This is a genomic window from Pseudomonas paralactis (assembly GCF_001439735.1).
In the GTDB taxonomy this organism is placed as follows: Bacteria; Pseudomonadota; Gammaproteobacteria; order Pseudomonadales; family Pseudomonadaceae; genus Aquipseudomonas; species Aquipseudomonas paralactis.
Genome location: NZ_JYLN01000002.1, coordinates 739,216 through 764,273, shown reverse-complemented (window position 1 = coordinate 764,273; position 25,058 = coordinate 739,216). Strand labels below are relative to the sequence as shown.

The 25,058-nt window shown below is 59.5% G+C and carries 28 protein-coding genes and 5 tRNA genes; 22 read left to right on the top strand and 11 right to left on the bottom strand.

Features of this window, described 5'->3' with window-relative positions; all coding sequences use genetic code 11:
- Nucleotides 1-7 precede the first annotated feature (7 nt).
- Both TX23_RS07690 and ispH read left to right on the top strand, forming a co-directional pair.
- Nucleotides 8-445 (top strand): FKBP-type peptidyl-prolyl cis-trans isomerase, encoded by a 438-nt coding sequence (locus TX23_RS07690; RefSeq protein ID WP_198707523.1) that lies wholly within the window; start codon nt 8-10, stop codon nt 443-445.
- 181 nt (nt 446-626) lie between these two features.
- A complete protein-coding gene (gene ispH, locus TX23_RS07685) occupies nt 627-1,574 on the top strand; it encodes a 4-hydroxy-3-methylbut-2-enyl diphosphate reductase (protein WP_005784653.1) in 948 nt (315 codons plus the stop codon).
- Here ispH and TX23_RS07680 read toward each other — a convergent pair.
- A complete protein-coding gene (locus tag TX23_RS07680; protein WP_057701667.1) occupies nt 1,528-2,103 on the bottom strand; it encodes a GspH/FimT family pseudopilin in 576 nt (191 codons plus the stop codon). The genes ispH and TX23_RS07680 overlap by 47 nt on opposite strands.
- A 205-nt stretch (nt 2,104-2,308) precedes the next feature.
- Here TX23_RS07680 and pilV point away from each other — a divergent pair, with 205 nt between their 5' ends.
- From pilV to thiO, 5 genes are all read left to right on the top strand, one after another.
- Complete coding sequence (gene pilV, locus TX23_RS07675) at nt 2,309-2,794, top strand: type IV pilus modification protein PilV (protein ID WP_057701666.1); 486 nt, start codon at nt 2,309-2,311, stop codon at nt 2,792-2,794.
- The gene (locus TX23_RS07670) at nt 2,791-3,498 is read left to right on the top strand and encodes a prepilin-type N-terminal cleavage/methylation domain-containing protein (protein WP_057701665.1); all 708 of its coding nucleotides are present in this window, start codon (nt 2,791-2,793) and stop codon (nt 3,496-3,498) included. The genes pilV and TX23_RS07670 overlap by 4 nt, the downstream gene beginning before the upstream one ends.
- Before the next feature lie 5 nt (nt 3,499-3,503).
- On the top strand, nt 3,504-4,034 hold the full coding sequence (locus TX23_RS07665) for a pilus assembly PilX family protein (protein WP_057701664.1): 531 nt from the start codon (nt 3,504-3,506) through the stop codon (nt 4,032-4,034).
- Nucleotides 4,035-4,045: 11 nt separating this feature from the next.
- Nucleotides 4,046-4,447 carry a type IV pilin protein gene (locus TX23_RS07660; RefSeq protein ID WP_057701663.1) on the top strand — a complete coding sequence of 134 codons (402 nt, stop codon included), beginning with the start codon at nt 4,046-4,048 and terminating at the stop codon, nt 4,445-4,447.
- A 62-nt stretch (nt 4,448-4,509) separates the two neighbouring features.
- Nucleotides 4,510-5,619: a glycine oxidase ThiO gene (gene thiO / locus TX23_RS07655; RefSeq protein WP_057701761.1), complete on the top strand. Its 1,110-nt coding sequence runs from the start codon at nt 4,510-4,512 to the stop codon at nt 5,617-5,619.
- Here thiO and TX23_RS07650 read toward each other — a convergent pair.
- Both TX23_RS07650 and TX23_RS07645 read right to left on the bottom strand, forming a co-directional pair.
- Complete coding sequence (locus tag TX23_RS07650) at nt 5,606-5,839, bottom strand: PP0621 family protein (protein WP_057701662.1); 234 nt, start codon at nt 5,837-5,839, stop codon at nt 5,606-5,608. The two genes, thiO and TX23_RS07650, sit on opposite strands and share 14 nt — an antisense overlap.
- Before the next feature lie 128 nt (nt 5,840-5,967).
- On the bottom strand, nt 5,968-6,993 hold the full coding sequence (locus TX23_RS07645; protein ID WP_005784660.1) for an outer membrane protein assembly factor BamD: 1,026 nt from the start codon (nt 6,991-6,993) through the stop codon (nt 5,968-5,970).
- 149 nt (nt 6,994-7,142) lie between these two features.
- Here TX23_RS07645 and rluD point away from each other — a divergent pair, with 149 nt between their 5' ends.
- The 7 genes from rluD to TX23_RS07610 all read left to right on the top strand — a co-directional run bounded on the left by rluD (nt 7,143) and on the right by TX23_RS07610 (nt 12,237).
- Nucleotides 7,143-8,105 carry a 23S rRNA pseudouridine(1911/1915/1917) synthase RluD gene (gene rluD, locus TX23_RS07640; protein ID WP_005784662.1) on the top strand — a complete coding sequence of 321 codons (963 nt, stop codon included), beginning with the start codon at nt 7,143-7,145 and terminating at the stop codon, nt 8,103-8,105.
- Entirely contained in the window at nt 8,102-8,827 is a 726-nt protein-coding gene (gene pgeF, locus TX23_RS07635; RefSeq protein ID WP_057701661.1) for a peptidoglycan editing factor PgeF, read from the top strand. Before rluD ends, pgeF begins: the two co-directional genes overlap by 4 nt.
- Before the next feature lie 135 nt (nt 8,828-8,962).
- On the top strand, nt 8,963-11,527 hold the full coding sequence (gene clpB / locus TX23_RS07630) for an ATP-dependent chaperone ClpB (RefSeq protein WP_057701660.1): 2,565 nt from the start codon (nt 8,963-8,965) through the stop codon (nt 11,525-11,527).
- 295 nt (nt 11,528-11,822) lie between these two features.
- Nucleotides 11,823-11,898: transfer RNA gene (locus TX23_RS07625), tRNA-Asn, on the top strand.
- Between the two features lie 10 nt (nt 11,899-11,908).
- A tRNA-Pro gene (locus TX23_RS07620) sits at nt 11,909-11,985 on the top strand.
- Nucleotides 11,986-11,990: 5 nt separating this feature from the next.
- Nucleotides 11,991-12,066: transfer RNA gene (locus TX23_RS07615), tRNA-Lys, on the top strand.
- Between the two features lie 94 nt (nt 12,067-12,160).
- Nucleotides 12,161-12,237: transfer RNA gene (locus TX23_RS07610), tRNA-Pro, on the top strand.
- A 117-nt stretch (nt 12,238-12,354) separates the two neighbouring features.
- On the opposite strand, the gene TX23_RS07605 is transcribed toward TX23_RS07610, so the two are convergent.
- The 3 genes from TX23_RS07605 to TX23_RS07595 are packed head-to-tail and all read right to left on the bottom strand — an operon-like array spanning nt 12,355 to nt 14,570.
- Entirely contained in the window at nt 12,355-13,653 is a 1,299-nt protein-coding gene (locus TX23_RS07605) for an NAD(P)/FAD-dependent oxidoreductase (RefSeq protein WP_057701659.1), read from the bottom strand.
- Between the two features lie 60 nt (nt 13,654-13,713).
- Nucleotides 13,714-13,887 carry a DUF3094 family protein gene (locus TX23_RS07600; protein WP_005784671.1) on the bottom strand — a complete coding sequence of 58 codons (174 nt, stop codon included), beginning with the start codon at nt 13,885-13,887 and terminating at the stop codon, nt 13,714-13,716.
- A 53-nt stretch (nt 13,888-13,940) separates the two neighbouring features.
- Entirely contained in the window at nt 13,941-14,570 is a 630-nt protein-coding gene (locus tag TX23_RS07595; RefSeq protein ID WP_003188431.1) for a DUF1780 domain-containing protein, read from the bottom strand.
- A gap of 163 nt (nt 14,571-14,733) precedes the next feature.
- On the opposite strand from TX23_RS07595, the gene TX23_RS07590 reads away from it, so the two are divergent.
- Both TX23_RS07590 and TX23_RS07585 read left to right on the top strand, forming a co-directional pair.
- Nucleotides 14,734-15,423, top strand: a complete 690-nt coding sequence (locus tag TX23_RS07590; RefSeq protein WP_057701658.1) for an energy-coupling factor ABC transporter permease — start codon at nt 14,734-14,736, stop codon at nt 15,421-15,423.
- Between the two features lie 64 nt (nt 15,424-15,487).
- Entirely contained in the window at nt 15,488-15,703 is a 216-nt protein-coding gene (locus TX23_RS07585; protein WP_057701657.1) for a hypothetical protein, read from the top strand.
- Here the strand turns inward: TX23_RS07585 and yacG are convergent.
- From yacG to TX23_RS07565, 4 genes are read right to left on the bottom strand one after another with little or no spacing between them, the layout of a single operon-like run.
- Nucleotides 15,700-15,903, bottom strand: a complete 204-nt coding sequence (gene yacG / locus TX23_RS07580) for a DNA gyrase inhibitor YacG (protein WP_057701656.1) — start codon at nt 15,901-15,903, stop codon at nt 15,700-15,702. The genes TX23_RS07585 and yacG overlap by 4 nt on opposite strands.
- Nucleotides 15,900-16,523, bottom strand: coding sequence for a dephospho-CoA kinase (gene coaE / locus TX23_RS07575; protein WP_057701655.1), 624 nt, complete (start codon nt 16,521-16,523; stop codon nt 15,900-15,902). The genes yacG and coaE overlap by 4 nt, the downstream gene beginning before the upstream one ends.
- Nucleotides 16,520-17,386 (bottom strand): prepilin peptidase, encoded by an 867-nt coding sequence (locus TX23_RS07570; RefSeq protein ID WP_057701654.1) that lies wholly within the window; start codon nt 17,384-17,386, stop codon nt 16,520-16,522. Before TX23_RS07570 ends, coaE begins: the two co-directional genes overlap by 4 nt.
- The gene (locus tag TX23_RS07565) at nt 17,383-18,591 is read right to left on the bottom strand and encodes a type II secretion system F family protein (RefSeq protein ID WP_057701653.1); all 1,209 of its coding nucleotides are present in this window, start codon (nt 18,589-18,591) and stop codon (nt 17,383-17,385) included. Before TX23_RS07565 ends, TX23_RS07570 begins: the two co-directional genes overlap by 4 nt.
- A gap of 199 nt (nt 18,592-18,790) precedes the next feature.
- On the opposite strand from TX23_RS07565, the gene TX23_RS07560 reads away from it, so the two are divergent.
- The 3 genes from TX23_RS07560 to TX23_RS07550 all read left to right on the top strand — a co-directional run bounded on the left by TX23_RS07560 (nt 18,791) and on the right by TX23_RS07550 (nt 19,796).
- A complete protein-coding gene (locus TX23_RS07560; RefSeq protein ID WP_057701652.1) occupies nt 18,791-19,204 on the top strand; it encodes a pilin in 414 nt (137 codons plus the stop codon).
- Nucleotides 19,205-19,267: 63 nt separating this feature from the next.
- Nucleotides 19,268-19,340, top strand: a tRNA-Thr gene (locus TX23_RS07555).
- Between the two features lie 150 nt (nt 19,341-19,490).
- Nucleotides 19,491-19,796 (top strand): DUF6388 family protein, encoded by a 306-nt coding sequence (locus tag TX23_RS07550; protein WP_057701651.1) that lies wholly within the window; start codon nt 19,491-19,493, stop codon nt 19,794-19,796.
- A 70-nt stretch (nt 19,797-19,866) separates the two neighbouring features.
- On the opposite strand, the gene nadC is transcribed toward TX23_RS07550, so the two are convergent.
- On the bottom strand, nt 19,867-20,715 hold the full coding sequence (gene nadC, locus TX23_RS07545; RefSeq protein ID WP_057701650.1) for a carboxylating nicotinate-nucleotide diphosphorylase: 849 nt from the start codon (nt 20,713-20,715) through the stop codon (nt 19,867-19,869).
- 246 nt (nt 20,716-20,961) lie between these two features.
- On the opposite strand from nadC, the gene TX23_RS07540 reads away from it, so the two are divergent.
- From TX23_RS07540 to ampE, 3 genes are all read left to right on the top strand, one after another.
- The gene (locus TX23_RS07540; protein WP_057701649.1) at nt 20,962-23,115 is read left to right on the top strand and encodes a DUF1631 domain-containing protein; all 2,154 of its coding nucleotides are present in this window, start codon (nt 20,962-20,964) and stop codon (nt 23,113-23,115) included.
- 61 nt (nt 23,116-23,176) lie between these two features.
- Entirely contained in the window at nt 23,177-23,740 is a 564-nt protein-coding gene (gene ampD, locus TX23_RS07535) for a 1,6-anhydro-N-acetylmuramyl-L-alanine amidase AmpD (RefSeq protein ID WP_057701648.1), read from the top strand.
- Nucleotides 23,737-24,573, top strand: coding sequence for a regulatory signaling modulator protein AmpE (gene ampE / locus TX23_RS07530; protein WP_057701647.1), 837 nt, complete (start codon nt 23,737-23,739; stop codon nt 24,571-24,573). Before ampD ends, ampE begins: the two co-directional genes overlap by 4 nt.
- Nucleotides 24,574-25,058 lie beyond the last annotated feature (485 nt).

The following is a 25,058-nucleotide window of genomic DNA, read 5'->3' as shown; positions in this document are numbered from 1 at the left end:
TCAGGTATTGGCTGAGCAACGCATCGGCCAGAACACGGAAGTCACTCTGCATTTTGCACTGCGCCTGGAGAATGGCGACACGGTCGACAGTACCTTCGACAAAGCGCCGGCGACCTTCAAGGTCGGCGACGGTAACTTGCTGCCGGGTTTTGAAGCGGCGCTGTTTGGCTTCAAGGCTGGTGACAAGCGCAACCTGCAGATCCTGCCGGAAAATGCCTTCGGCCAGCCCAACCCGCAAAATGTGCAGATCATTGCGCGTTCGCAGTTCGAAGGCATGGACCTGTCGGAAGGCTTGCTGGTGATCTTCAATGATGCGGCCAATACCGAATTGCCCGGTGTGGTTAAAGCCTTCGATGATGCGCAAGTGACCATCGATTTCAACCATCCGTTGGCCGGTAAAACCTTGACGTTTGATGTTGAAATCATCGACGTTAAAGCGCTCTAACTGACGAAACCGGTTCCTGTGGGGCTGGCTTGTGTGGGAGCTGGCTTGCCTGCGATAGCATCACCTCGGTGTACCTGATACATCGAGTCGTTTGCATCGCGGGCAAGCCCGCTCCCACAGAGGCTTATTCTATAGAGCTGAGTTGATCCAATTTCTTGGCCTGCAAGGCACGAGGCACAGCATGCAAATCAAACTCGCCAACCCCCGTGGCTTCTGCGCCGGCGTGGACCGGGCGATCGAAATCGTCAATCGCGCCCTGGAAGTCTTCGGGCCGCCGATTTATGTGCGCCATGAAGTCGTCCATAACAAATTTGTGGTCGAAGATTTGCGCGCGCGCGGGGCTATTTTTGTCGAAGAACTCGACCAGGTGCCCGACGACGTGATCGTCATTTTCAGTGCCCACGGTGTTTCCCAGGCTGTACGTACCGAAGCGGCAGGCCGTGGCCTCAAGGTGTTCGATGCCACCTGCCCACTGGTGACCAAGGTGCATATCGAAGTGGCACGCTACAGCCGCGACGGTCGTGAGTGCATCCTGATCGGCCACGCCGGTCACCCGGAAGTCGAAGGCACCATGGGCCAATACGACGCCAGCAACGGCGGTGCTATCTACCTGGTGGAGGACGAGAAAGACGTCGCCAACTTGCAGGTGCACAACCCGGAACGCTTGGCTTTCGTGACCCAGACCACCTTGTCCATGGACGACACCAGCCGCGTAATCGATGCCCTGCGCACGCGGTTCCCGGCCATTGGCGGCCCACGCAAGGATGACATCTGTTACGCCACGCAAAACCGCCAGGATGCAGTCAAGCAACTGGCGAACGAATGTGACGTAGTGCTGGTGGTCGGCAGCCCCAACAGCTCCAACTCCAACCGCTTGCGTGAACTGGCCGAACGCATGGCCACGCCGGCATACCTGATCGACGGTGCCGAAGACATGCAGCGCAGCTGGTTCGACGGTGTCGAGCGTATCGGCATTACGGCAGGTGCCTCCGCACCCGAAGTGTTGGTGCGCGGCGTGATCCAGCAGTTGCAGGCCTGGGGTGCTACCGGTGCCGATGAGCTGGCTGGCCGTGAAGAGAACATCACGTTCTCGATGCCCAAGGAGTTGCGGGTCCGCTCGCTGCTCTGACGCCAACAATGCCGCCTCGGCATAATGCCTGCTCGGTTTTGTCACCGCGCAGGCTGATGCGCCCGCTGGGGGCCAGCACGATCTGATACAGGCTCTGTGCCTGGCTCGTGTCGCACACATGCACAGTACCGGCACGGAAGCCTCCGCCGGCGAAAACCGGCTCTCCCAAGCCGCTGAAGCGCACCTGGTTCGTAACCGGGCCATTGCCCGCCACCGGCACGCGACCATCGCCCTGGCGCTCCAGCAGTACCGGGTTGTCGTCGTCCTCATGGCCGCGCCCACTGACGTCCAGTATCACGCGCCACCCCTGGCTCCAGTCTCTGTCCTTTGCATGAATGACCACCGCCTGATTGCGCGTGATCGCCTCCATGCGTGCGTAACGCAGCCCTGCGGCAAGTGATTGAGCCACGCTTTGTCGTTGCTGCGATTCAAGCAAACCTTTGAAGCCGGGTACGGCCAATTGCGCGAGGAAGCTGGTGATGATCAGCCCCAGCAGCATTTCAATCAGGGTGAATCCTCGTTGTGTCATGTGCGTTCCCTCCGTGGACGCGAGTGAATCTTCGAGTTGCAGACCTAGGTATAGCGCCTGGCCCGGGCGCCGGATGATGGCCTTTATGTCCAAAGTATTTCCCTTTGTTCCGGCAGCAGCGCGGGTCGAAATCCGCCGCTAGTCTTGGGTCGCACAGCAGGTTTTGCCTGCTTTTTTCCGGCCTTCGACATGGATGACGACGGTAATGTCTGCTCGCCCGAATCGATTTTTTCTGCGTTCTGCGCGTCGGCGCCAATCCGGCATGACGCTGATCGAGGTGCTGATAGCGCTGCTGATCCTGGCTGTCGGGCTGCTGGGCGCCGCAATGCTCCAGCTCAACGCGCTCAAGTACACCGACAGCGCCAGAATGACCAGCCAAGCCAGTTTTATCGCCTACGACATGCTCGACCGAATTCGCGCCAACGCTGGCGTGGATTACACGTGGGGCATGGACGAGCCGGGGCCGGCCAGCACCTCGACCGCCAGCGTGCGCGACCTGGACCTGCATGATTTCGAGGCCAATATCCTTGGTTTTGCCGGCAAGGATGCCAAGGGTTCCGTGGTGGTGAGCGGGCATGAGGTCACCATCAGCATCAGTTGGGAGGATCGCCGGTCAGCAAGCAACCCGGGCGCACGGGAAACCTTCACCCTGACCAGCCGCATCGCCAGTGAACCGGGAGCGATGCAATGAATCGTCATGCGCGAGGTTTCAGCCTGGTGGAGTTGTTGCTGGCACTCGCCGTCGGGCTGGTGCTGGTGTTGGGGGTGAGCCAGGTGCTCATAAGTTCACGATTGACCCACGACAGTCAGCAAGCCGCCATGGTGTTGCAGGATGATGCGCGGTTTGCTCTGGGCAAGATCACACAGGACATTCGCCAGGCAGGCATGTTGGGGTGTTTGGCCACGACCGTTATCGACAACGCCCCGGCCGCCTTCGACCGACCGATAAGCTGGGACGCCTCGGGGAGTTCAAGGTCGCTGAGGTTGGTCACCGCAAACGTCGGTGACGGCGTTGGCAAGCCCGACTGGACGGTGTTGTCCGATTGCAAGGAGACAGCCCAGGCTTATGCAGGGTCAGCACCTGCCGCTGCCCCTGGCCTTATCCGCTTTGGCATACGCCAGCTCACGTATACCCATGAAGCGGGTCAGTTGAAGGTCAGTACTCCGGCAGCGCCGGCCAAGGCGGTACTGATTGATAACGTTCGGGCATTCGACATCAGTTTTGGCTTGGCGGCCAAACCTGAATCTACGGTTGTGGTGCGTTACGACAGCCATCCGGCTGATGACTCGTTGATACGGAGCGTGCGTATCTCCATGACGCTGCTGGATCCAACTGGGCGGGTTAGAGACCAGACCTACAACGTCGTGGCGGCGCTGCGAAATCGATTGGGTTAGGAGCGATGTCGATGCTTGGCGGGATTCGTTTACGGCAAAACGGGATGGTGCTGCTGATCAGTCTGGTATTCCTGCTGTTGTTATCGCAGATAGGGCTGTCGTCGATACAGGGGGCGGTCACCCAGCAAAAAGTCGCGAGCAGCCTGTGGCAGCGCAATCAATCGTTTCAGGCTGCTGAAAGCGGCTTGCGGCTGGGGGAGTCGGTTGTGCAGAGGGGTGGCCCTGGGATGCCTGTGTGCCACTCGGTTATGACGTGTGCGCCGCCCAATGAAGCGTTTTCCTTGACTGGCGCTGGCACAAACCCTGTCTCGGCAATCACCTGGTTGGCCTTGAGGGGCGGGTTTTATGGCGTTCAATCACTGGGGGAAGGCGCAGGGCTGGCTCATTTGCCGCTCGACACACGGGCCGCGCTCTTTCGCATCACTGCGGTGGGGCTCGCAGGACAATCGCGTACGGTGCTTGAGGCGGTTTATGCGCGGGTAGAGGAGGGCGGCAGCGTCAAGTTTCGACGGATTTCATGGCGGCAACTTCAATAAGGAGCAATGGGATGGGCATGGATAGCCAGGGCTTTACCCTGATGGAGTTATTGATCGCCGTGGCGATCGTCGCGTTGTTGGCCGGCATTGCGTATCCCGGGTACATCGGCCAGGTAAAAAAGGTGTACCGCGCGCAAATCGTTGCGTTGCTGAGCGAGCAAGCCCAGCACCTGGAGCGCACGTATACCAGAAATGGCACTTTTATTGATGCGGGCGGCGTCATTGCAGGCAACGATCATTATAGAATCAGCGTGATTTTAAATCCCCAGGATTTCGACTTGCTCGCCACGCCTGCCGCGGACTCAGTGATGGCCGACGACGCGTGCGCAGCTTTCAGCTTGAGCAGCACCGGTACGCGAAGTAATCCGGGAGCGGCGCCTGAAATGTCGCGCAAGGTCTGCTGGGGGCAATGATGAGAGTGCTTGAAGAGTGGGCGCAGGGCGCGCCTTTCCCTGTTTATTGGCGGGATCAGATGATGGCAAAGCAACAGCAAGTGGTGATTGTCGGCGGCGGTGTAATCGGGCTGTTAACGGCCTACAACCTCGCCAGGGAAGGGCGGGCAGTCATGCTGCTGGAGCGTGCGGGGCTTGGGCAGGAATCTTCCTGGGCAGGTGGCGGAATTGTTTCGCCGCTGTATCCATGGCGTTATAGCCCGGCCGTCACTGCCTTGGCCCACTGGTCCCAGGATTTTTATCCGCAGTTGGCACAGCGCTTGTTTGCCGCGACCGGTGTCGATCCCGAGGTACACACTACGGGTCTGTATTGGCTCGACCTGGATGATGAGGCTGATGCATTGGCCTGGGCTGCGCGCGAGGGACGGCCACTGAGCAAAGTGGACGTGTCGCAGGCCCATGATGCCGTGCCGGCGCTGGGGGGCGGCTACTCCCGGGCGATCTACATGGCCGACGTGGCCAATGTACGTAACCCGCGCCTGGTCAAATCCTTGAAGGCGGCGCTGCTGGCGTTGCCGGACGTGACGATTCACGAGCACTGCGAAGTGTCGGGTTTTGTGCTGAACCACAATCGGGTGGTGGGGGTGAACACGGCTACGGGATCGGTTTTTGCCGATCAGGTGGTGCTCGCCGCCGGGGCCTGGAGCGGGCAGTTGCTGAGCACCCTGGGCATGGCGCTCCCCGTGGAGCCGGTCAAAGGCCAAATGATCCTGTACAAATGCGCTTCCGACTTTTTATCCAGCATGGTCCTGGCCAAGGGGCGCTATGCCATCCCCCGGCGCGATGGGCACATTCTGATTGGAAGCACATTGGAGCATGAGGGGTTCGACAAGACGCCGACCGAAACTGCGTTGGCGAGCCTCAAGGCATCTGCGGTGGAACTCATCCCCGCCCTGGCGGACGCCGAGGTAGTCGGCCATTGGGCGGGGTTGCGGCCCGGTTCGCCGGAAGGTATCCCCTATATCGGAGAGGTTCCCGGCTTTCAGGGCTTGTGGCTCAACTGCGGGCATTACCGCAATGGCCTGGTACTCGCACCGGCCTCCTGCCAGTTGTTCGCCGACTTGCTGTTGGGGCGGGCTCCGATCATTGATCCAGCGCCTTACGCCCCGGCAGGTCGCCTCAACGCTGGATAGACTTCGGCCCTTGTTCCAGGTGCGCCTGGGTGCAGTACCACTCCTGGCTTGAACTCAGGGCGCGATCCTGCGGCAGATGCACGCCGCAGTGGGCGCAACGCACCATCAGCGCGGCGCTCGGCTCGGCAGGTCGTTGCTGGCGGGCTGCAGGGTTTTTGAATTTGCGCCAGAACCATACCGCGGCAGCAATGACGGCAATCCAGAACAGTAGACGAAGCATGATGGGCAGTTTCTCGACAAGGAATGCGCCAGTTTAGCCAAGGTGGCCACAGGCGCACAGCGCAATAAATACTCGCTCATAAAAAAGGGAGCTCCTTCAGAGCTCCCTTTTTGCGTTGCGTCGAACAATCAGTCGAACACACCGAAGGTCATGTAGCTGAACCACGAGCGGTCTTCGTTATTGCCAAGGGCCTGCGGCTCCTCTTCTTCGATAACGTCGCCGTTCTCGTCGTGAGGCTTGAGGTCCGAAGGAATGGCATCCTTGGCGTCCTGGTACTGCTTGATCACGTCCTGGTTGGCGCGGGTTTCACCCGGCGGCAGCGGCGGACGAGATTCGATCAGGCCCAGCGTGTACTTGCTCAGCCACGAACGGTTGTCGGCTTCCGCCACCTGAGGCACGAACTGGCCGTCTTTCAGGCTTGGGTGATCGGGGTAGTTGAGCTTCAGGGTTTCCAGGCTGGTGGTCGCCAGGGTGTCCAGGTGCAGACGCTGATAAGCCTCGGTCATCACCGCCAGGCCGTCGCCCACGGATGGGGTTTCCTGGAAGTTCTCCACAACATAGCGGCCACGGTTGGCGGCAGCTACATATGCCTGACGAGTCAGATAGTAGTGGGCCACGTGGATCTCGTAGGAAGCCAGCAGGTTGCGCAGGTAGATCATGCGCTGCTTGGCGTCCGGCGCGTAGCGGCTGTTGGGGTAACGGCTGGTCAGCTGGGCGAACTCGTTGTAGGAGTCGCGCGCAGCGCCCGGGTCACGCTTGGTCATGTCCAGCGGCAGGAAGCGCGCCAGCAGGCCAACGTCCTGGTCGAACGAGGTCAGGCCCTTCATGTAGTAGGCGTAGTCCACGTTCGGGTGCTGCGGGTGCAGGCGGATAAAACGCTCGGCGGCGGACTTGGCAGCTTCCGGCTCGGCGTTCTTGTAGTTGGCGTAGATCAGCTCCAACTGGGCCTGGTCGGCATAGCGGCCGAACGGGTAGCGCGACTCCAAGGCCTTCAGCTTCGCTGTGGCGCTGGTGTAGCTATTATTGTCCAGGTCTGTCTGAGCTTGCTGGTACAGCTCGACTTCGCTCAGGTTTTCGTCGACGACGTCCTTTGTTGACGAGCAAGCAGCAGTCATGGCGAGGATGGCGATCAGCAGCAGGTGTTTCACTTGCATGGCGGCTTGCGTCCCTATGACGGCCGCTGTCTTGGGCGGGGCCGTCCTGTTATGATGAGCGCCCCGTTGAAAGCCTCGGGGCAAAAGACGCCGTATTTAACCACAAGCGCGCAGCCGAAACCAAAGGCTGTGCCACGCCTAGTCTGAGCATGTCCGATAAAATTGAACTTCGCGCAGAGGTGCCGTCCGAATTGGGCGGCCAACGCCTCGATCAAGTCGCCGCACAATTATTCGCTGAGCACTCGCGCTCGCGCCTTTCCGCCTGGATCAAAGACGGCCGCCTGACTGTGGATGGAGCGGTTATCCGCCCGCGAGACATAGTCCATGGCGGTGCGATTCTTGAGCTGACTGCCGAGCAGGAAGCCCAGGGAGAATGGGTCGCCCAGGACATTGAGCTGGATATCGTCTATGAAGACGACGACATCCTGGTCATCAACAAACCCGCGGGCCTGGTGGTTCACCCGGCCGCCGGGCACGCTGATGGCACTTTGCTCAATGCCCTGTTGCACCACGTACCGGACATTATCAATGTGCCGCGGTGCGGCATCGTGCACCGTCTGGACAAGGACACCACCGGTCTTATGGTGGTGGCCAAGACCATTCAGGCGCAGACGCAACTGGTTACGCAATTGCAGAGCCGTAGCGTCAGCCGCATCTATGAGTGCATTGTGATCGGCGTCGTTGTGGCCGGTGGCAAGATCAACGCACCCATTGGTCGTCACGGCCAGCAGCGCCAGCGTATGGCGGTGATGGAAGGCGGCAAGCAAGCGGTCAGCCACTACCGTGTGCTGGAGCGTTTCCGCTCCCACACCCATGTGCGGGTCAAGCTGGAAACCGGGCGTACCCACCAGATTCGCGTGCACATGGCGCATATCAACTTCCCGTTGGTCGGCGATCCTGCCTACGGTGGCCGCTTCCGTATTCCGCCGGCGGCCAGCCAAACCATGGTTGAATCGCTCAAGTCGTTCCCGCGCCAGGCACTGCACGCACGCTTCCTGGAACTGGATCATCCGACGAGCGGTAAGCGCATGAGCTGGGAATCGCCACTTCCAGACGATCTGGTCTGGTTGTTGTCGCTGCTCAAGCAGGATCGTGAGGCATTTATCGGATGAGTGACTGGCTGATTCCTGACTGGCCCGCGCCGGCTCGGGTAAAAGCCTGCGTCACCACTCGTGCGGGCGGCGTCAGTCTGGCGCCGTTCGACAGCCTTAACCTGGGCGATCACGTCGAGGACAGCCTTGAGGCCGTCCTTGAAAACCGCCGTCGTCTGAGCGGCGCTTTCGATATCCAGCCTGCCTGGTTGCGCCAGGTCCACGGTACTCACGTAGTCGAGGCCGATCCAGGCCGTACTGTCGAAGCAGATGGCAGTTGGACCAGCATCCCTGGCATCGCCTGCACGTCCATGACCGCCGATTGCCTGCCTGCGTTGTTCTGTAATCGGGCGGGCACCCGGGTTGCCGCAGCCCATGCCGGTTGGCGTGGCTTGGCGGCCGGCGTGCTGGAGGCCGCGTTCGAAAGCCTGGATACCATTGCCGAAGACGTTCTGGTCTGGCTCGGCCCAGCCATTGGCCCACAAGCCTTTGAGGTCGGCCCGGAGGTGCGTGAAGCGTTCATGCAGCAACTGCCGGCCACCGCTGAAGCCTTCGTTCCGAGCCATAACCCCGGCAAGTTCATGGCCGACATCTACCAACTGGCGCGCCTGCGTCTGGCAGTACGCGGTGTCACCGCTGTATATGGTGGCGGTTTTTGCACAGTGACCGACCCGCGCTTCTTTTCTTATCGCCGCAGCCCGCGCACGGGCCGATTCGCCTCCCTTATCTGGCTTGAACGCTAGACTCTCCTGACCTGTATCAACCGTCCGCCGCTTGAAACCCCCAGAATCCACCCCATCTATAAGGGTATCTGGCAGGTTTCTTCATTCAGGATGTGTTTGTTCATAGCTCCGGCCTGCTCAAAAGGAAGGTGACTAATGCGTATTGATCGTTTAACCAGCAAATTGCAGTTGGCCTTATCGGACTCCCAATCCCTGGCGGTCGGCCTCGACCATCCGGCGATTGAGCCTGCGCACTTGATGCAGGCGCTCCTGGAACAACAAGGTGGTTCTATCAAACCCTTGTTAATGCAGGTGGGCTTTGACATCAACAGCCTGCGCAAGGAGTTGAGCAAAGAGCTCGACCAACTGCCGAAAATTCAAAATCCTACCGGCGACGTGAATATGTCCCAGGACTTGGCGCGCCTGCTCAATCAAGCGGACCGCCTGGCCCAGCAGAAGGGTGATCAGTTCATCTCCAGCGAACTGGTGCTGCTCGCCGCCATGGATGACAACAGCAAGCTCGGCAAATTGTTGCTGGGGCAGGGCGTGAGCAAGAAAGCCCTGGAAAACGCTATCAACAACCTGCGTGGCGGCGAGGCCGTGAACGACCCCAACCATGAGGAGTCGCGCCAGGCCCTGGACAAATACACCGTCGACCTGACCAAGCGCGCCGAAGAGGGCAAGCTTGATCCGGTGATTGGCCGTGACGACGAGATTCGTCGCACCATCCAGGTCCTGCAACGTCGCACCAAGAACAACCCGGTGCTGATCGGTGAGCCTGGCGTGGGTAAAACCGCGATTGCCGAGGGCCTGGCCCAGCGCATCATTAATGGTGAAGTGCCGGACGGCCTCAAAGGCAAGCGCCTGTTGTCCCTGGACATGGGCGCCCTGATCGCCGGTGCCAAGTTCCGTGGTGAGTTCGAAGAGCGCCTGAAATCCCTGCTTAACGAATTGTCCAAGCAGGAAGGCCAGATCATTCTGTTTATCGACGAACTGCACACCATGGTCGGCGCCGGTAAAGGCGAAGGCTCCATGGATGCCGGCAACATGCTCAAGCCAGCCTTGGCGAGGGGCGAGCTGCATTGCGTCGGTGCCACCACGCTCAACGAATACCGTCAGTACATTGAAAAGGATGCGGCCCTTGAGCGTCGTTTCCAGAAAGTGCTGGTGGAAGAGCCAAGCGAAGAAGACACCATCGCGATCCTGCGTGGCCTGAAAGAGCGTTATGAAGTCCACCACAAAGTGGCGATTACCGACGGCGCGATCATTGCGGCGGCCAAGCTGAGCCATCGCTACATCACCGATCGTCAGTTGCCCGACAAGGCCATCGACCTGATCGACGAAGCGGCCAGCCGTATTCGTATGGAGATCGACTCCAAGCCCGAAGTGCTCGACCGCCTGGATCGTCGCCTGATTCAACTGAAAGTCGAATCCCAGGCGTTGAAGAAAGAAGAGGACGAGGCCGCGAAGAAACGCCTGGAAAAACTTCAGGAAGAAATCGTCCGCCTGGAGCGTGAGTATTCGGACCTCGAAGAAATCTGGACCTCGGAAAAAGCCGAAGTGCAGGGGTCGGCGCAGATCCAGCAGAAAATCGAGCAGTCCCGTCAGGAACTGGAAGCTGCGCGTCGTAAAGGCGATCTGAGTCGCATGGCCGAGTTGCAATATGGTGTGATTCCGGATCTGGAGCGCAGCCTGCAGATGGTCGACCAGCACGGCAAGCCTGAGAACCAGTTGCTGCGCAGTAAGGTGACTGAGGAAGAAATCGCCGAAGTGGTCTCCAAGTGGACCGGTATTCCAGTGTCGAAAATGCTCGAAGGCGAGCGCGATAAGTTGCTGAAAATGGAAAGCTTGTTGCACCAGCGTGTCATCGGTCAGGAAGAGGCGGTGGTAGCGGTGTCCAACGCGGTACGGCGTTCCCGTGCCGGCTTGTCCGACCCGAACCGTCCAAGCGGCTCGTTCATGTTCCTCGGCCCGACCGGTGTCGGTAAGACTGAGCTGTGCAAGGCCCTGGCCGAGTTCCTCTTTGATACTGAAGAGGCCATGGTGCGCATCGATATGTCCGAGTTCATGGAGAAGCACTCGGTGGCTCGCCTGATTGGCGCACCACCAGGCTATGTGGGCTACGAGGAGGGCGGTTACCTGACCGAAGCCGTGCGGCGCAAGCCTTACTCGGTGATCCTGCTGGATGAGGTCGAGAAGGCGCACCCGGATGTGTTCAACATCCTGCTGCAGGTGCTCGAAGATGGTCGTTTGACGGACAGCCACGGGCGTACGGTGGACTTTCGCAACACGGTGATCGTGATGACCTCCAACCTGGGCTCGGCACAGATCCAGGAGCTGGTGGGGGATCGTGAAGCCCAGCGCGCGGCGGTGATGGATGCGTTGACCACCCACTTCCGCCCGGAATTTATCAACCGGGTCGACGAAGTGGTGATCTTCGAGCCTTTGGCACGGGATCAGATTGCGGGTATTACCGAGATCCAGTTGGGTCGCCTGCGCAGCCGCCTGGCTGAGCGTGAGCTCGACCTGGAGCTGAGCAGCGAGGCGTTGGACAAGCTGATCGCGGTGGGCTACGACCCGGTGTATGGCGCACGGCCATTGAAGCGTGCGATCCAGCGCTGGATCGAGAACCCGTTGGCACAGTTGATCCTGTCGGGCAGCTTTATGCCGGGCACCCGCGTCACGGCGACGGTGAAAGACGACGAAATCGTCTTCCACTAAGGCTTACACCCGCTGTAATAACCAGAGGCCTCGCATTGCGAGGCCTTTTTTTTCGATAGGGCGTTGAACTGTAAGGCAAAGGCTTGTAAAGTGCGCCCCGCAGCAACGTCAGCCCAAGGGTTTCTTCTCCCCAAGAAGAAATCAGAAAGAAGCGCAAATCATTGTCTTAAAAGCAATTTAAAGGGTTGACAGGGGTTTTTAAGATTGTAGAATAGCGCGCCTCAGAGACGCTAACGTAGCGATACGGACAGGGTCGAAGAGAAGGTTACACAGCAGTAAATTTGAAATATGTAGTTCCGTGATAGCTCAGTCGGTAGAGCAAATGACTGTTAATCATTGGGTCCCAGGTTCGAGTCCTGGTCACGGAGCCAATTTCAAAATCGGGGTATAGCGCAGTCCGGTAGCGCGCCTGCTTTGGGAGCAGGATGTCGGGAGTTCGAATCCCCCTACCCCGACCATATTTGGGTCGTTAGCTCAGTTGGTAGAGCAGTTGGCTTTTAACCAATTGGTCGTAGGTTCGAATCCCACACGACCCACCATTTTTGAGACCAGTTCAGGCTGGAATCGAATCTTAAGATCAGAGGCCAAAAGCGCTGATCGAAGAAGGCGACTGAAAGGTCGCCTTTTTTTTACCGGGGTATAGCGCAGTCCGGTAGCGCGCCTGCTTTGGGAGCAGGATGTCAGGAGTTCGAATCCCCTTACCCCGACCATATTAAAAATCCTCGTATCGAAAGATACGGGGATTTTTTTTGCGCGCGCGAATCCTGAATTCTCCTCAAAACAAATGTGGGAGGGGGCAAGCCCCCTCCCACAGGGGTTATGCGTTATTAGTGGAGTTTAAGGCGTGGCTCAGTCCCGCGGCCGATCTTGCTGCCCAGCATCAGCATCGCCGTGCGGAAGAACCCGTACAGCGCCATCTGGTGCATACGGTACAGCGACACGTAGAACATCCGCGCCAACCAGCCCTCCAGCATCACGCTGCCAGTCAGGTTACCCATCAGGTTACCTACCGCCGAGAACCGCGACAGCGAGATCAGTGAGCCGTAGTCGGTGTACTTGTAGGTCGGCAGTTCCTTGCCTTCAATGCGCAATTTCAGCGACTTGGCCAGCAACGAAGCCTGCTGATGCGCGGCCTGGGCCCTCGGCGGCACGTTGCGGTCGGTGCCCGGTTGAGGGCAGGCGGCGCAATCGCCAAAGGCGAAGATGTTTTCATCGCGAGTGGTTTGCAGCGTTTGCAACACTTGCAGCTGATTGATGCGGTTGGTTTCCAGGCCATCGATGTCCTTGAGGAAGCCCGGTGCGCGGATCCCGGCTGCCCATACCTTGAGGCTGGCGGGAATCACTTGGCCGCTGCTGGTAATCAGCGCGTCGGCCGTCACTTCGCTGACCGCCGAGTTGGTCAGCACGGTCACCCCGAGTTTTTCCAGGGTTTTATGCACCGGGCCGCCGATGCGCTCCGGCAGGGCAGGCAATACCCGCGGTCCGGCTTCGATCAGGGTGATGTGCATGTTTTCCGGCTTGATGCGGTCCAGGCCATAGGCGGCCAGCTCATGGGCTGCGTTATGCAGCTCAGCGGCCAGCTCCACCCCGGTGGCGCCGGCACCGACGATAGCCACGCTGATTTGCTCAACGGCATCGGTTTGCCCGGCGTGGGCGCGCAGATAGTGGTTGAGCAACTGTTGGTGGAAGCGCTCGGCCTGTTTGCGGGTATCGAGGAACAGGCAATGCTGCGCCGCGCCCTCGGTGCCGAAGTCGTTGGTGGTGCTGCCTACGGCAATGACCAGGGTGTCATAGCCCAGCACGCGCGCGGGCACCAGCTCGCGGCCTTCTTCATCGAGGGTGGCGGCCAGCTGGATTTTTTTCTGTTCACGGTCGAGCCCACTCATGCGCCCAAGCTGGAACTCAAAGTGGTTCCATTTTGCCTGGGCGACATAATTGAGTTCGTCTTCCGAAGAGTTCAGCGAGCCGGCAGCCACTTCGTGCAGCAGAGGCTTCCAGATGTGAGTCAGGTTGGTGTCGACCAGCGTGATGCTGGCCTTGCCGCGCTTGCCCAGAGTCTTACCCAGGCGGGTAGCCAACTCCAGGCCGCCGGCGCCGCCGCCGACGATAATAATACGATGGGTCATGGGGATATCTCGCAAGGCTAAAAGAAATCGGAGCAGTTACCCCCGCGAGCGCCAGGCAGCTCATAGCGTCAGGTAACTCAATAGGCGGCTCAGTACGCCGAGCCCGATCACCACTACCAGCACCACACAAAGGAGCAGCCATGGCCGGAAAGGCTTGCGCTCGACTCTGTGCTGGGAGAGTTGCAGGTACTCTTGGACATGCTGTTGGTCATCGGGGTTCAGGCGGCTGGTCATAAAGGCCTCGTCAGGTAGACGTTGCAAAAGGGCGCCACGTTACAGCCAGGGGATTAAAGGCTGATGCCCACATCGAACACTATGCTGCGGCCCAGGTTGTTGCGCAAGAAGTCCGGCGCGTCTGGATGTGCGAACAGTACACGCGCGAAGGTCGGTCCCACCAGTGACAGTGAACGCCAGCCCTGGCGCAGGTATTCGGTTGGCGGCGGAAAGTGGCTGTTGAGATCCAGCACTTCGCGTTTGAGGCTGGTGAAAGCGATAAGGTCCAGCTCCCCCAGGTCCATGCCGCGTTCTTTGTAGTTATGCGCTTTTTTGCGCAGTGTCGGTGCCAGGCGCAACAAAAACTCATGGGCGGGAATACGCCGTGGCTTGGCTTCGCGCCGCACCAGTTGGCTCAAGGAGAACGCGCTGCGCCTGCGTAACAATTCGTCGCGCCATTCGTCGTTCAGACGGCGCCCCTCGTCCAGCACGAAAAACACCTCGAAACTGGCATCACGAAACAGTACATCCGGCGGCTCCTGGCCGGCAGCGTGAAACTCTTCGACACGGTAGGGCACGTTCAAGCCTTGCAGCAGGCGCTGGCAGACCCAACGCTCACGCTCCCACTTGCGGGCATTGGACAGAAACGCATTGGCTTGTTCGGCTGCTACGGTGAGCAGGCGCAAATAATCTGAGTCATCCATAGTCCCAGCTTAGCGTTCAAATGATGACCACAGGAAGTCTTGCTCCCACATTTGAAACTCACACCGGCCCAGGTAATGTTAAAGCGCGGGTGTAGACTGCTCACTCGGCAGCAAGCCCAGGGATGAGGTGTGTGGTGAGGTTTTTCATAAAGGTAGTGCATCTGTGATCAGTGCAGCTGTTCTGGCGCCATCGACCCTCGGCATCGGCTGGCTGTTATATGCGCCCGTGGTGATATGGGCGATGTTGCGCTCGCCCTGGGTCGAATTGTTCACCGACCGACGGCGCCAGCATTTGCTGTTCGGTACGGTGTTCGCCTTGTTTATGCTGTGGCTGGTGCGGCGGGATTTCGATACCGGGGTCTCTTACCACTTTATCGGCATGACCGCCGTGACCTTGCTGCTGGATTGGCCGCTGGCAATCGTCGGTGGCTTCGCCGCCCAGCTTGGCTTGATGCTGCTGGGGCGCCAGGACCTGGCTGCGCTCGGCGTCAACGGCTTGCTTCTGGTCGGGCTGCCGGTGCTGGTCACTGAAGGCTGCGCGCTGTTGGTGGAACGGGCGCAGCCGCGAAATCCCTTTGTGTATATCTTCTGTTCCGGCTTTTTTGCGGCGGCGCTGTCGGCATTGTTGTGCCTGTTGGTCGGCCTGGGCCTGTTGTGGTTCGACGGCCGCTTTGCGATGCCGCAATGGTTGGAAGACTTTGTAGGTTACCTGTGGCTGATCATCTTCCCTGAGGCTTTTATCAACGGCATGATCGTCAGCGCATTGGTGGTGTTTTGCCCGGAATGGCTGGAGACCTTCAACCGAACCCGCTATCTCTCGGCCCCCTGGAAGGACGACGATTCACGGCGTTGATCCAGGTCAAATCCCGCGCAACGACGCAGGTCCATGCTCTGCAAAATTTTCAGGAGCACGGATCATGAGTGTGTACGAATGGGCACGGCAGGAGTTGCGCAGAAGCCAGGACGCAGCGCAGGAAATCGGTTTTGACCCAGGCTTGACCTTGCGCGCCATGCTCAGTGCCGTGGTGCAGCAAAGCAAGGGTGTACGCAGTTTTGAGGATCTGGCCGACGAGCTGCAATACCTGGCAGAAAATCTCGACGACCAGCAGGGATATGCCTTTATGCGGCCTTAATGGCGCGGCGGCAAAACATCTTCGGAAAACAGTTCGTCTTCAGCATCCGGGGCCACGGGGATTTTGTGTTCCTCTGCGGCCCATGCACCCAGGTCGATAAGTTTGCAACGGTCCGAGCAAAACGGCCGGTTGAGGTTGGCCGCTTTCCATTCCACGGGTGCACCGCAGGTTGGGCAGTCGACGGTCAAGGGTTGGCTCATGATCGGCCTCCACGCAAAGTAAGGTAAAAGTGGTGCAGTCGCTCGACCTCGCCGTGCAGCCAGGCAAGGTCCTTATCGTTGACCAGCACGTCATCGGCATGGTTCAGGCGGTCTTCGCGGCTCGACTGGGCCTTGAGAATCGCCTGCACCTGCTGTTCGCTGATGCCATCGCGCTGCAGGGTACGCTGAATCTGCAGCGATTGCGGCACGTCGATCACCAGAATGCGCTGGGTCATGCTGTATTGGCCGGACTCGATCAGCAGCGGAGACACCAGGATCGCGTAAGGCGACTGGGCGCGTGCCAGGTGGCTGCGAATTTCTTCGGCGATCAGCGGGTGCAACAAGGCTTCCAGCCACAGGCGTTCTTGCGGTACTTCAAAGATCAGTTTGCGCAACGCGGCTCGATCCAGCTGGCCGTCGGGTAACAGCACGGTCTCGCCGAAATGCTCGGCAATGCGCGCCAGCGCCGGCCGCCCGGGTTCGACGACCCAGCGGGCAGCATGATCGGCGTCCACCAGGTCGATGCCCAGGTAGATAAAGTGCTCGGCCGCAGCGCTTTTGCCGCTGCCAATGCCGCCTGTGAGGCCAAGAATCCAGGGTGTTGCGACAGAAGTGGTCATCTGAAACCGACAGACTGCAAATAGAAGTCGGTTATTTGACCACCCCAGAGCAATGCAATCCAGCCGGCAATTGCCAGGCACGGCCCAAAGGGCATCGGCGTCGACGTTTGGGCCTTGCGCAAACGCAGCAGGATCAGCCCTGCAAACACCCCCATCAAGGAGGCCATCAGCAGCGTCATCGGCAGGATCTGCCAGCCACCCCAGGCCCCCAGCAATGCCAGTAACTTGAAGTCGCCATGGCCCATGCCATCCTTGCCGGTGACCAGCTTGAACAGCCAGAACACGCTCCATAGACTCATGTAGCCAATGACCGCGCCCCACAGCGCATCGGGCAGTGTCGCCAGCAGGTCGGTGCTGTTGAAGATCAGCCCCAGCCAGAGCAGTGGCAATACCAGTACATCCGGCAGCAATTGGTGGTCCAGGTCAATCAGGCTCATGGCCAGCAAGCCCCAGCTCAGCAACATCACCGCAGCGGCTTGCCAGCCGAAGCCGAAATGCCAGGCAACGGCGGCGGTGATCAGTGCGCACGCAACTTCGGTCAGGGGATAGCGGGTGCTGATGGGCTCACGGCAATGGGCGCATCGACCGCTGAGCATCAGGAAGCTGAGCAGCGGAATATTTTCCCAGGGCCGAATCGGCTGGTTGCAGCGCGGACAGCAGGAGTTCGGGCGCATCAGGTTGTATACCGGCCCGGCGGGCTCGGTGGGCAGGCCGAGAACCTCATTGGCCTGGGCGCGCCATTCGCGTTCGAGCATTTTGGGCAGGCGCCACACCAGCACGTTGATAAAGCTGCCGATGATCAGGCCCAGTATCAGTGTCGTGCAGACAAACACCCAAGGCTGCTCGCTCAGCAGCAGGCTCAAAATGCCGTACCCAATTGAAAGACCGGCAGGTACATCGCGATCACCAGCGCGCCGACAATGGCCCCCAGAACAACCATGATCAGCGGTTCCATCAAGCTGGTGAGGTTATCGACCAGGGTGTCTACGTCTGACTCGTAGTGGTTCGCGACTTTTTCCAGCATCCGGTCCAGGGTGCCGGACTCTTCTCCAATGGTGGTCATCTGGATCGCCATAGCGGGAAACAAACCGCAGCTGTGCATGGATTGATTCAACTGCATGCCTGTGGATACATCGTGGCGCATACGTTCGATTGCCTGTTTGAAGGGTTCATTGCCGACGGCCCCGGCTACCGAGCCCAATGCCTGCACCAGCGGGACACCCGCTGCAAACGTGGTAGAGAGCGTGCGGGCGTAGCGGGCGACGGCTGATTTTTGCAGCAGTTTGCCTGCCAGGGGCGCTTTCAACAAACTCGCTTGCAGCCAATGGCGAAAACCTGGGTAAAGACGGTAGGCATAGCGCAGCCCACCCGCCCCCAAGGCCAGCACCAGCGCGAGTATCCACCACGCCTGTTGCAGGAACTCGGACAGCGCAATGACCCCCAGGGTGAACCCGGGCAGTTGGCTGTCGACCCCGGCAAACAGATGCTGGAACTGTGGCACGACGTGTATCAACAGCACTGTGCTGACCAGTGTAGCGACCACCAGGACGGCGACCGGGTAAGTCATGGCTTTTTTGATCCTGGCTTTGAGCTGTTGGCTTTTTTCCAGATCAATAGCCACGCGTTCAAGCAGGGTTTCCAGGGCCCCGGCCTGCTCTCCGGCGGCTACCAGGTTGCAGTACAGGTCATCGAAATAACGCGGATGCAGGCGTAGCGCTGCGGCCAGGTTGTTGCCGCTGGCGATCTGTTGTTTCAACGCCCTGACCAGCTCACGCACCTGCTGGTTTTCAAAACCCTCGCTGATGATGTCGAAGGCTTGCAGCAGCGGGATGCCGGCTTTGAGCAGTGTCGCCAACTGCCGTGTGAACAGACCGATATCGGCTGGCAATATTCGCGGGGTGAGAACCGACAGTGATCGCGTTTTCTTGCGCACGCGCTCCGGGCAGATCCCTTGCTGGCGCAGTTGCGCCTTGATCAGCGCAAGGCTGCTGCCAGCGATTTGCCCGGTCACCCTGCGTCCTTTGCGGTTGATGCCTTCCCAGGCATAGATCGTTGACGTGTCGTTCATAGTGGTTTGCGCACCCGGCAGTGAAGAATTTATAGCGTAGTCAGGCGGCGAATTCGGGACGGCTGGTGTTATGGGATAAAGTGTCAGAATGTGCGTCTTGCAGGCGATGGGCTCGGTGGGGGTGGGTACACTGGCGCCGTTGCACACTTCGGGGCGCAGGACGCGCCTTGTCATGGTTTTATTCTGGAGACTGAAAGAGATGCGTCAAAAAGGCTTTACCTTGATCGAGTTGTTGATCGTCGTGGCAATCATCGGCATTTTGGCCACCATCGGTTTGCCCCTGTACACCAAGCACCAGGCCAAGGCCAAGTTTACGGCGGGGCTGGCTGAAATCAGCGCGCTGAAGGCCGGCTATGAAGACGTCATCAACCAGGGCACTGTGCCTACTGTGTCGTTGATCGGTGGCAACAGCCCGACCGCCAATTGCAAGATCGATGTGACAGGGGATGTAGCCTCGGGCGCCGGCGCCATCAGCTGTGAAATCCTTGATGCACCTGCGCCCGTGCTGGGCAAGACCATCACCTTGACCCGCAGCGCAACCAGCGGATGGACCTGTGCCACCACCGCGGATCCGCAGTACGTTGCCAAGGGCTGCTCTGCCAACGGCGCGTGATGGCGCCGGGCGGTGAGCGAGTCAGTTGCTGCATGACCAATGCAGTGCTAGCTTTAGCCCACCGCCCGTGTAGCTCAGCCGGTAGAGCAGCGCACTCGTAACGCGAAGGTCGCAGGTTCGATTCCTGTCTCGGGCAAAAACGCACCACTGCTTCAAAGGCAATGTTTTCAGATGATCCCAGAATGGTTCTGAAGGCCAGACGAGTTGGCATTCGCGCCCGCTCTTTTGTATCTGCGCAACCTTGATGACCCAGATGCATCCCCATTCCTCGATCTAAGAGAACAACATGACCACGACTGAGATGACCCAGCAAGCGCGTCACGAAGAAGCCCTCAAGAAATACCTTGAGGCGACGCCGCAGCTTAAAGAAGAGATCAAGGACCTGAGTGCTGACGACCAGCGCGATCAGGTTCAGTGGGCATTCGAGGACGAGGCAGAGAGCCAGAACCTCCAGCCTTGGGAGTTGACCCTCAAGTACACCTCGACACCGGAAGAATTCGAAGCTGCGCGGTTGGCCTTGCATAAAGAGGCAGCCGAGGTACTGGGCGTCGAATGGGAAGAGTACTGCGAGATGAATAATCTTGTAGTTTAAGCGCTGATGGCGGGGCGGGCTTGTTGTGGCGAGGGAGCAAGCCTCCTCGCCACAACAATAGCTCCGCGCTTTAGATACTCAGACGCATCGACAGGTCCACTGCCTTCACATCCTTGGTCATCGCGCCGATGGAGATGAAGTCCACGCCGGTTTCAGCGATTGGCAGCAGGGTACTTTCATTGATCCCGCCGCTGGCTTCCAGCTTGGCCTTGCCGGCGTTCAAGCGCACGGCCTCGCGCATGTCTTCCAGGCTCAGTTCATCAAGCATGATGATGTCGGCTCCCGCCGCCAGGGCGTCACGCAACTCCGCCAGGTTCTCCACCTCGATTTCCACCGGCTTGCCTGGGGCGATCTTGTGGGCGGCCGTAATCGCCTGGGCAATGCCACCGCAGGCGGCAATATGGTTTTCCTTGATCAGGAACGCGTCATACAGCCCGATGCGGTGATTGTGGCAACCGCCACAGGTGACCGCGTATTTCTGCGCCAGGCGCAGGCCCGGAAGTGTCTTGCGGGTGTCCAGCAGCTTGACCTGGGTGCTGGCAACAAAGTCCGCCAGGAACTGCGCTCGGGTGGCGACACCTGACAGCATCTGCAAAAAATTCAACGCACTGCGTTCACCCGTGAGCAGCGAGCGGGCCGGGCCTTCAAGGTGGAACAGCGCCTGGTTGGGGCTGACACGTTCACCGTCGGCCACCTGCCAATGCACGGCGACCCGTGGGTCCAGTTGGCGAAATACCGCATCTACCCAGGCCGTACCGGCAATCACGGCCGCTTCGCGGGTAATGATCGTGGCCTTGGCCAGCCGTTCGGCCGGGATCAACTGCGCGGTGATATCACCGCTGCCGACGTCCTCCAGCAGTGCGCGGCGCACGTTGGCTTCGATTTCGGCGGTGAGGTCGGCAAGACGGAGGTTCGGCATAACAGGCTCCACAAACAAAGTGCCGGGATTATAGGGGTTGCGTGCGTTTGAACCCAGCGCGCCGCTCATTTACAGCGCAAAGGCAGAGTTTGCTGGCGCAACCACCCTCGTTTGCAAGATAATCTCGCGCCTTGCAATTGGCGTCATAGCTTTGACGTCCAGGCGGTAATCGGTTTATTTGCAGCACACTGTCGTGCCTGCCCCCGTTCTTTACCCCTCACAACACCGCCGTTTCAGGAGGCCAGGATGCACAATGACGGAAAGGTGGTGCCTATCAACAGGGCACAGGCCACGCCATCGCCGCTCGCGCGCCTGCCGGTGGTGTTGCTGCAGGTACGTGACAAGGCTGCGCAACAGTTGCAACAGGGTTTGCAGGAACTGTTCGATAACGCCGACGACACCCTGTTCGAAATGGCTGATAAGGCCCGGAGCACCGTCGACCATCATATTTTTTTCGAGGCGATGCGCGATCTGCGCCTCAAGCGCAAGAACTTCGAGCGCGTGTTCATGGAGCAACTGTTTGTCGCCTTCGCCAATCTGGGGCAGTTCGGAAGCGGCGACTTGCAGCTGGTGCCGGTGGTGTCCTACGAAGCGGTATCCGGTACCAGCGCCGACGATGTGGAAAAAGCCGTAGCCCTTGAGGCCATGCTCAGTCGGGTGCGACATCGTGATGGTTTGGCCCTGGGACAGTTGAGCGCACGCATGAGCCAATTGCTGGGCAGGCGCCTGGAGGATCATGAAAATCCGCTGGGCCCGGCATTGCTGTGTGAGTTTTTCCTGCAGGCAGGGCGCAGCCTGGGGGTGGAAATTCGCGTCAAGCTGATCATGCTCAAGCTCTTTGAAAAATATGTGCTCAGTGACGCTGACCTGTTGTACGGCGAAGCCAATCAACTGCTGGTCGCGGTCGGCGTGCTGCCCGAACTCAAGGCCGTGCCGTCCCGTCGTCCCGGCGGGCGCGCCAGCCGGGAACACCACCACGCCAGCCAGCCGATCGTCGACCCGCCGCTCGATGAGAGCGGCCAGCAAGCGTTCAGCGCGTTGCAGAAATTACTGCAAGCCGTGCGTGGCAGCGTGGCACCGACCCTCGAAGCCAGTGCCGAGCCGCAACCCATTGCCACCCGTGATCTACTGCGCCTGCTGTCGCATTTGCAGCAGTACGTCCCCGAGCCCGAGGCTGAAGACGATTTCGACCTGCGTAACCAGCTTGAACAGCTGCTCACCCGAGTCAGCGTCAAGAGTGGCAAGTCGCGGGTCCTGGAAGATGCTGACGAAGATGTCATCAACCTGTTCGCTATGCTGTTTGCGTTCATCCTGGCTGATAGCAGTGTGCCGGACGCGTTCAAGGGCCTGATCGCCCGTTTACAGATACCCTTGCTGAAAGTCGCCGTGCTGGACAAGAGCCTGTTCAGTTGCGCGAGCCATCCGGCGCGACGTTTGCTCAATGACATCGCGAGCGCCGTCATGGGCTGGAGCCCGCCGCAAAACGCCTGCCACGATGCTCTGTACCAGCGTGTGGAACAGGTGGTTCAGCGTTTATTGAATGAGTTTGTTGAAGACCCGGCGATTTTTTCCCAGCTACTGACACAGTTCAGCGCGTTTACCGCGGATGAATGCAGGCGCAGCCAGTTGCTTGAACGCCATACCCGTGAGGCCGAGCAGGCGCGCTTGCATACCGAGACTGCCCGCCAGCGTGTGGCGCAAGTGCTTGACCGAAGGCTGGCGGGCAAGGTTCTGCCGCAGTTTGTGGTGCAATTCCTTCAGCAGGCCTGGGGCCAGGTGTTGTTATTGGCCATGCTCAAGCATGGCGAACAATCGCTGCAATGGCAGGCGGCGCTGCGTACTCTGGATGAGTTGGTCTGGAGCGTCGGCCTGCGGGAAGACACCGAAGCGGGCCGGCATTTGCTTGAGCAACTACCCGTGTTGCTCAAGGCATTGCGTGACGGTTTGGCCGCTGCGGCGTTCGATCCTTTCAGCACCCGTGAGTTTTTCCAACGGTTGCAGGCCACGCACGTTCAGTCGTGCGAGGGCGACCCAGCCCAAGTGCTGGTCGAAGTCCGCGAGCCTTTTATGCTTGGCGCTGGTGTGCCGACCGTCGTTGAGTCGCTGCCCAAAGATGACCTCGATCTGATCAAGGCCAGTCAGTTGCGGGTCGGCGCCTGGGTAGCGTTTGAGCAAGATCAACAGACCCCCCTGCGCTGCAAGTTGACGGCAATCATGCCGCCTGACGATACCTGTATTTTCGTCAGCCGCACCGGGCTTAAGGTGCTGGAAAAAACTACCGTCCAATTAGCCCAGGCGTTCAAGTGTGGCGCACTGCGCACGTTGGACGATGGCCCTTTGTTTGAGCGTGCGCTGGCTGCGGTGATGGGCGATCTGCGTCAACTCAAACGCGGCAAGTGATCGCAACCGCAGGGTGGAACGCGGCATACTGGTAACACCTCGTCTCATTTCAGGAGCCTGTATGCAGTTGGACCCCGCCAGCGGTTGGTGCCAGGGCATCCGTCTTTGCCCTTCGCCCAACTTCAACGAGCGCCCTGAAGGCGAAATCTCGCTGTTGGTGGTGCATAACATCAGCTTGCCTCCTGCGCAGTTCGCCACGGGCAAGGTGCAGGCGTTTTTTCAGAATCGCCTGGATGTTTCAGAGCATCCCTACTTTGCCGGTATCGCCCACCTACGCGTGTCTGCGCATTTTCTGATTGAACGTGACGGTACTGTCACGCAATTTGTCTCGTGCCAGGACCGTGCCTGGCACGCCGGTATTTCCAGCTTCGAGGGGCGCGAGGTGTGCAATGATTTCTCGCTGGGGATCGAACTTGAAGGTACGGACGAACTGCCGTTCACCGATGCCCAGTACGCGGCGCTGATCGAACTGACGCGCCAGTTGCTCAAGGCTTACCCAAAAATTACTCGTCAGCGGATTTGTGGTCACAGCGATATCGCCCCGGGACGCAAGACCGACCCGGGCCCGGCTTTTGATTGGGCACGCTTTCTCGGCGCCCTGCAGGATGGAGGACACGAACAATGAGTTTCCTGGTGTTGGTGCTGGCGGTGTGGATCGAGAAGTTCTCGGCCTTGCGCCTGCGGTTGCAGCGCGACGGCGGATGGCTGCGTGAGTTGGCCAAACTGGAGTCGAGCCCGCGCATGGGCAAGCGACCCTGGCTGATCCTGACGATACTGGTGCTGCTGCCGGTAGCGTTGCTGGCGCTGTTGTTGTTGGTACTGGAGCCGGTGGCCTATGGCCTGTTGGCGCTGCCGGTGCACATCCTGGTGGTGATTTATAGCCTGGGTCGTGGTGATTTACTGGCAGGCCTTGGTCCGTTCCGCGATGCCTGGCGACGCGGTGATCTGCAAGCGGCAGAGCATGTGGCCGAGCGCGACCTGAAGCTTGGCGCCGACAGTGGTGAGCAATTGCTGGAGAGGGTTCAGGGTCATCTGCTGTGGCAGGCGTACCAGAGCTTTTTTGCGGTGATTTTCTGGTATTTCCTGCTGGGCCCTGTGGCCGCTTTGGCCTATCGGCTGTTGGCGCTGGCCAGCGAGCACAGCCAGAACCCGCTGGTGGCTGAACGCGCCGCGCAATTGCGCCATGCGTTTGACTGGTTGCCGGTACGCCTGCTGGCGGCGAGCTTTGCTTTGGTGGGCAACTTTGTCGGGGTCAGTCGTGTGATGCTCCACGAACTGCTGAGCTGGGATATCAGTGCGGCGCAGTTGATGGAAAAAGTCGGGCTGGCGGCGGCTGAAATCCCTCCTCCGGTGGTGGGGGCCGATGGTATCAACAGCCTGGATCGGTTGTGGGAGCTCCTGCTGCGTGCGGCGGTGTTGTGGTATGCCGGGTTTGCGATCTGGACTGTATTGCCCTGAGCAACTGTTGGGGGGGCTTGCTTTCTGGTGCGGCGCTGTACTTGTGGGAGGGGGCTTGCTCCCGATGGCGGCCTCAGGGCCTACCAGGATGCTGGGCTTTGATCGAGTACATATCCGTTATTTGGGTAACGGCTGCTATGGGTTCCGCTTTTACAGCGGGTCACTTTCGAAAAGCGCGAAAGTAACCAAAGCGCTCTTGCCCCACCACTCGGCACCTCGCCTAGGCTCGGTGTGCCCGTAATCCGCCATGGATTTGGGGGGCCGCCGCCACGCGCCATCCATGGCGCGGGGCGGCTAAACCGGCATCCCTGCCGGTTTACCCCCCAAATCCCTGGCGAATTCCGGCCAGCGTGGTTTGACGGGGCGCTTAAGATCAAAAGCAGATCAAGAGCAAGAGCGGCTCGCTTCGCATCGTGGTTACGTAAGGAGTACTCCTGATCATTGGGCACTCGGAGACGCCGTTAACTTTACGTTACAAAACTTCC

What these genes read in the sequence shown, in the direction of transcription:
- TX23_RS07585 (WP_057701657.1), top strand. Translation starts at nt 15,488, where the DNA reads ATGAGTGTGTACGAATGGGCACGGCAGGAGTTGCGCAGAAGCCAGGAC.
- ampD (WP_057701648.1), top strand. Translation starts at nt 23,177, where the DNA reads ATGCAGTTGGACCCCGCCAGCGGTTGGTGCCAGGGCATCCGTCTTTGC.
- thiO (WP_057701761.1), top strand. Translation starts at nt 4,510, where the DNA reads ATGGCAAAGCAACAGCAAGTGGTGATTGTCGGCGGCGGTGTAATCGGG.
- TX23_RS07600 (WP_005784671.1), bottom strand. Translation starts at nt 13,887, where the DNA reads ATGACCAGCCGCCTGAACCCCGATGACCAACAGCATGTCCAAGAGTAC.
- pgeF (WP_057701661.1), top strand. Translation starts at nt 8,102, where the DNA reads ATGAGTGACTGGCTGATTCCTGACTGGCCCGCGCCGGCTCGGGTAAAA.
- ampE (WP_057701647.1), top strand. Translation starts at nt 23,737, where the DNA reads ATGAGTTTCCTGGTGTTGGTGCTGGCGGTGTGGATCGAGAAGTTCTCG.
- nadC (WP_057701650.1), bottom strand. Translation starts at nt 20,715, where the DNA reads ATGCCGAACCTCCGTCTTGCCGACCTCACCGCCGAAATCGAAGCCAAC.
- yacG (WP_057701656.1), bottom strand. Translation starts at nt 15,903, where the DNA reads ATGAGCCAACCCTTGACCGTCGACTGCCCAACCTGCGGTGCACCCGTG.
- TX23_RS07650 (WP_057701662.1), bottom strand. Translation starts at nt 5,839, where the DNA reads ATGCTTCGTCTACTGTTCTGGATTGCCGTCATTGCTGCCGCGGTATGG.
- ispH (WP_005784653.1), top strand. Translation starts at nt 627, where the DNA reads ATGCAAATCAAACTCGCCAACCCCCGTGGCTTCTGCGCCGGCGTGGAC.
- TX23_RS07665 (WP_057701664.1), top strand. Translation starts at nt 3,504, where the DNA reads ATGTCGATGCTTGGCGGGATTCGTTTACGGCAAAACGGGATGGTGCTG.
- TX23_RS07560 (WP_057701652.1), top strand. Translation starts at nt 18,791, where the DNA reads ATGCGTCAAAAAGGCTTTACCTTGATCGAGTTGTTGATCGTCGTGGCA.
- coaE (WP_057701655.1), bottom strand. Translation starts at nt 16,523, where the DNA reads ATGACCACTTCTGTCGCAACACCCTGGATTCTTGGCCTCACAGGCGGC.
- TX23_RS07595 (WP_003188431.1), bottom strand. Translation starts at nt 14,570, where the DNA reads ATGGATGACTCAGATTATTTGCGCCTGCTCACCGTAGCAGCCGAACAA.
- clpB (WP_057701660.1), top strand. Translation starts at nt 8,963, where the DNA reads ATGCGTATTGATCGTTTAACCAGCAAATTGCAGTTGGCCTTATCGGAC.
- TX23_RS07540 (WP_057701649.1), top strand. Translation starts at nt 20,962, where the DNA reads ATGCACAATGACGGAAAGGTGGTGCCTATCAACAGGGCACAGGCCACG.
- rluD (WP_005784662.1), top strand. Translation starts at nt 7,143, where the DNA reads ATGTCCGATAAAATTGAACTTCGCGCAGAGGTGCCGTCCGAATTGGGC.
- TX23_RS07550 (WP_057701651.1), top strand. Translation starts at nt 19,491, where the DNA reads ATGACCACGACTGAGATGACCCAGCAAGCGCGTCACGAAGAAGCCCTC.
- TX23_RS07670 (WP_057701665.1), top strand. Translation starts at nt 2,791, where the DNA reads ATGAATCGTCATGCGCGAGGTTTCAGCCTGGTGGAGTTGTTGCTGGCA.
- TX23_RS07680 (WP_057701667.1), bottom strand. Translation starts at nt 2,103, where the DNA reads ATGACACAACGAGGATTCACCCTGATTGAAATGCTGCTGGGGCTGATC.
- pilV (WP_057701666.1), top strand. Translation starts at nt 2,309, where the DNA reads ATGTCTGCTCGCCCGAATCGATTTTTTCTGCGTTCTGCGCGTCGGCGC.
- TX23_RS07645 (WP_005784660.1), bottom strand. Translation starts at nt 6,993, where the DNA reads ATGCAAGTGAAACACCTGCTGCTGATCGCCATCCTCGCCATGACTGCT.
- TX23_RS07660 (WP_057701663.1), top strand. Translation starts at nt 4,046, where the DNA reads ATGGGCATGGATAGCCAGGGCTTTACCCTGATGGAGTTATTGATCGCC.
- TX23_RS07605 (WP_057701659.1), bottom strand. Translation starts at nt 13,653, where the DNA reads ATGACCCATCGTATTATTATCGTCGGCGGCGGCGCCGGCGGCCTGGAG.
- TX23_RS07565 (WP_057701653.1), bottom strand. Translation starts at nt 18,591, where the DNA reads ATGAACGACACGTCAACGATCTATGCCTGGGAAGGCATCAACCGCAAA.